The following is a 3,711-nucleotide window of genomic DNA, read 5'->3' as shown; positions in this document are numbered from 1 at the left end:
ATGATCGATCAAACAATTATACATAAGTTCAAGGCAAATCTGCATGGCCGGCTTATTCAACCGGGCGATATGGATTATGATGATGCCCGCAAAGTCTGGAATGGGATGATTGATAAACATCCGGCTTTGATTGTTCGCTGCACCGATGAAGAAGATGTTGTGGCCTCCATAAACTTTGCACGGATACAAAAATTGCTTGTGGCTGTGCGTGGTGGCGCCCATAATGTCGCTGGCTTTGGTACTTGCAGCGAGGGTATCGTGATTGATCTGTCACTCATGAAAAAGATTGAGATTGACGCTGGAGCACGTATTGCACGTGCTCAACCCGGTTTGACCTGGGGAGAATTTGACAACGCCACCCTGGCCTATAACCTGGCGACAACAGGCGGACTGGTAAGCACAACCGGTATCGCTGGCTTTACACTTGGCGGAGGCTTCGGATGGCTTGTCCGCAAGTACGGTCTGACTGTAGATAACCTACTTTCAGTGGATATGGTCCTGGCAGATGGACAAGGGATCACTGCCAACCCGTTGGAGAATGCCGATCTTTTTTGGGGTGTTTGCGGTGGTGGTGGAAACTTTGGTATCGTCACCTCATTCAGTTACCAGCTTCACGATGTTGGTCCCAATGTGTATGGTGGGGCAGTATTTTACCCGGTCGAAAAAGCGAAAGAGTTCTTGCAGTTTTATCGCGAATGGACACCTATAATGCCCGACGAACTTTCTACGATGGTTGCTTTCCTGACTGCGCCACCGGAGCCATTCGTCCCCAAAGAATTGGTTGGATCTCCCATGATTGCACTAGCCCTTTGTTATGCAGGACCGGTAGATGAAGGTGAGCAGGCTGTAAAACCCTTGCGAAGTTTTCTGCAGCCAGCGATCGACCTGCTTGGAGCACATCCTTATCTTGGACTGCAAACGATGTTCGATGCATCTGCGCCTCATGGAATTAACGCTTACTGGAAGACCGAATATCTCAATGAGTTGAGCGACGATGCTATTAATGTTTTCGTTGAGCAGACTGCAAAAATGAAATCGCTGTCGCCCTTCTCCGCAGTGCATCTGCATCACTGGGGAGGTGCGATCCAACGTGCGGATAAAGAAGCGACTGCCTTTGCTCACCGGGATGCTCGCTATGTGCTGAATGTTATTGGCCTTTGGATGGAGCATGAAAACGCTGATCAACATATCGCCTGGACGCGTGATTTCTCAATGGCTATACAACCCTTTTCAACAGGGCAAGTGTATCTCAACTTTTTGGGAGAAGAGGGAGAAGCGCGTGTCAAAGCGGCTTATGGTGCGGCAAGATACGATCGACTGGTCGAATTAAAGAACAAGTATGATCCAACCAATCTGTTTCGGCTGAACCAAAATATCAAGCCTTCCGTGTAAAGATCCCTGGTCATTACTCTGATAATTTAGAATATTAGTCTGATCAAGATACGTTTTGCCTGTTGTTTGCAACAACCAAAGCTGTAATGGTAGGCGGTTATTTCGCGTTATAGTAATTGTTTTAGAATTGAATAAATAGCGAATCGAACTCAATCCGAAGAATAATGAACTGTTAGCACACGAATCCATTCCAATTGGAGCTGAGATCGCTTCGTTATCGTGCTTTTCCATCAATGATCAGAAAGGTGCGAATAGGAGATTGCAGTGTCCTCGTTCCTCCTCTTCGCAACGACGAAGTTGTCGTTAAAGGTAAAGGAGCATTGACCGTTCAATGCTCCTCTTTGAATAAGCTACCTCGTCATTGCTTCTCCGGCACCTGCCGGAGAAGCAAGCTTTGATCTTTGGTCAAGTTTGGTTCAGATAAAGGCATTCGCTCAATAGATGTCTAGCCCAATTTTACTTCAACCGGAGTTGTGTTTATAAGATTGTCAAGCACCGGGCTACGCTCAGCAATTAGGAGTTGCCATTTGTTCAGCGTTTCGGTATCAGCATCTGTTTCGGGTTTTAATTCAATAGCGATGTTCTGATATCCGGCCCGGTTTTCAGTTGGCATCCCAAGCATCCGGGAGGGATCGAGTTTCCCTGTTACTTTAATTTTCAGGTCGGATAGCTTCATCCCGATTTCATTGGCCACATTGAATGCCAGAATATGAAGGCATCCGGTGAGTCCGCAAAGTACATATTCAACCGGGTTTGGTGCAGCGTTAGTTCCTCCAAGGGGAGCGGGTGTATCTATCAATACCTTGAAATTACGCACTGAAATTTCGGACTGTGTTGCTGTCTTTGTATTCGATTCAACGTTAAAATCAATTGTTTGAATATCCATTGTTTCCATGTGAAATGTTTTAAAATGATAATTTTGCAATGTTAATAAGATGGTTTCCGTTTTCACGAGGGAAGCCGATGTATTAAGAAACCGCAGGGGGTGTAATTTTACACCTTTCAAACAGGATGGAAGCTTCATGGAAAGATTGAATACCGCTAATAATGCTTGTATAAAAGCACTTCGAGAGGATGAACGGGACGAACTGTTTGCTTCGGCCAGAAGTCTGAGTTTTCGGGCCGGCGAGCTGATCGTGAAAAAGGGAACATCGGTTAACGATCTGTATTTGCTTCAACAAGGGGCTGTGGAGTTATTACTGGGTGAGCAGCCGGCGAAACAATCGCTAATGTTGTTATTTCCGGGTGAGATCATCGGCGTGAACTGTGCGTATTCGACCATGACTTATCGATTCTCGGCCAAGGCTTTAACTGACAGCCGTGTTCTGGTTATTGATTATCATCGGTTTTCGGAGTACCTGCAACACAATTCCGAATTTTCGATGGCTTTTATCCGTTACATCTCTCTTGTCAACGAACGTTTTCTCGATTGGCATATGAAGCTTACCGGGAAAAACTCGGCCGGAGCCCTTGCCTTCTTATTGTGTGAATTCGAGAAAAGCTACGGACAAAGTACATTCGAACTGCCGCTTAGCCGAAATGATATTGCACGCGTTATTGGCTTCTCCAAAGAAAGTGTCCTGAAGAATATGGCACACCTAAGAAATGAAGGAATTGTAGAGAGCACCGGTAAACAAGTTAAAATACTGGATTCAGCTCGTTTGCATGATATCTCGAATCACGGTTAATTAAGCTGCCTTCTTCTCGCTTCAGTTCGAAGTTTTTCTGATGGTATTGGGGATTACTTTCCTTGCATTTGCTCCGGCGAAAAGAAAGATTGCTCCGTTGTCGTAAACCTATTTTAGGACAATGTACAAAGCCTTCTAACAATCTCGATTTTGCTTAAGCCCCTCAGGGGTTTGGGGTTAGAATTTTGAAATTGCCATGTCTTTCAGAAATGCAGAATTATACTGTTAATCAACTGTATTACCCCTAAATTTCCTGAAGGGGACTTTACATTCGCTCAATCTTTTGACGACAGATTAGATTGATTTGATCTAATACTTTCTCGAGATTATTTTCAACTGCATCATTTGTAAATCGAATAATCTCAATGGCCCTATGTCCTTTGTCTGCTCATTGCATTGAAGTTACCTAATTATCTTTGTGTTGCTTATTACTTAAGCCCCTTCAGGGGTTTGGGGTAAGAATTCCAAGATTGCCGTGTCTTATGCAGGAAGAGGAAATTATGCTCTCATTCATTTGGTATTACCCCTAAATCTCCTGAAGGGGACTTTACATCCGCTCAATTTTTTGACGACAGATTAGATTGATTTGATCTAATACTTTCTCGAGATTATTTTCAACTGCATCATTTGT

Annotated in this window: 3 protein-coding genes; 2 read left to right on the top strand and 1 reads right to left on the bottom strand. The window is 44.4% G+C overall.

Features of this window, described 5'->3' with window-relative positions:
* Positions 1–1,392: FAD-binding oxidoreductase (locus AC37HE_RS04180; protein WP_500781528.1), on the top strand; the 1,392-nt coding region annotated here is incomplete at its 5' end.
* Between the two features lie 445 nt (positions 1,393–1,837).
* Here the strand turns inward: AC37HE_RS04180 and AC37HE_RS04175 are convergent.
* Positions 1,838–2,287, bottom strand: a complete 450-nt coding sequence (locus tag AC37HE_RS04175) for an OsmC family protein (RefSeq protein ID WP_500781527.1) — start codon at positions 2,285–2,287, stop codon at positions 1,838–1,840.
* A gap of 127 nt (positions 2,288–2,414) precedes the next feature.
* On the opposite strand from AC37HE_RS04175, the gene AC37HE_RS04170 reads away from it, so the two are divergent.
* Positions 2,415–3,080 (top strand): Crp/Fnr family transcriptional regulator, encoded by a 666-nt coding sequence (locus AC37HE_RS04170; RefSeq protein WP_500781526.1) that lies wholly within the window; start codon positions 2,415–2,417, stop codon positions 3,078–3,080.
* The last annotated feature ends 631 nt before the right edge of the window (positions 3,081–3,711 follow it).

The sequence above is a fragment of the Mangrovibacterium sp. genome (assembly GCF_059905295.1).
Note: the sequence above shows the minus strand (reverse complement) of the source record. Positions and strands in the feature narration are given on the sequence as shown.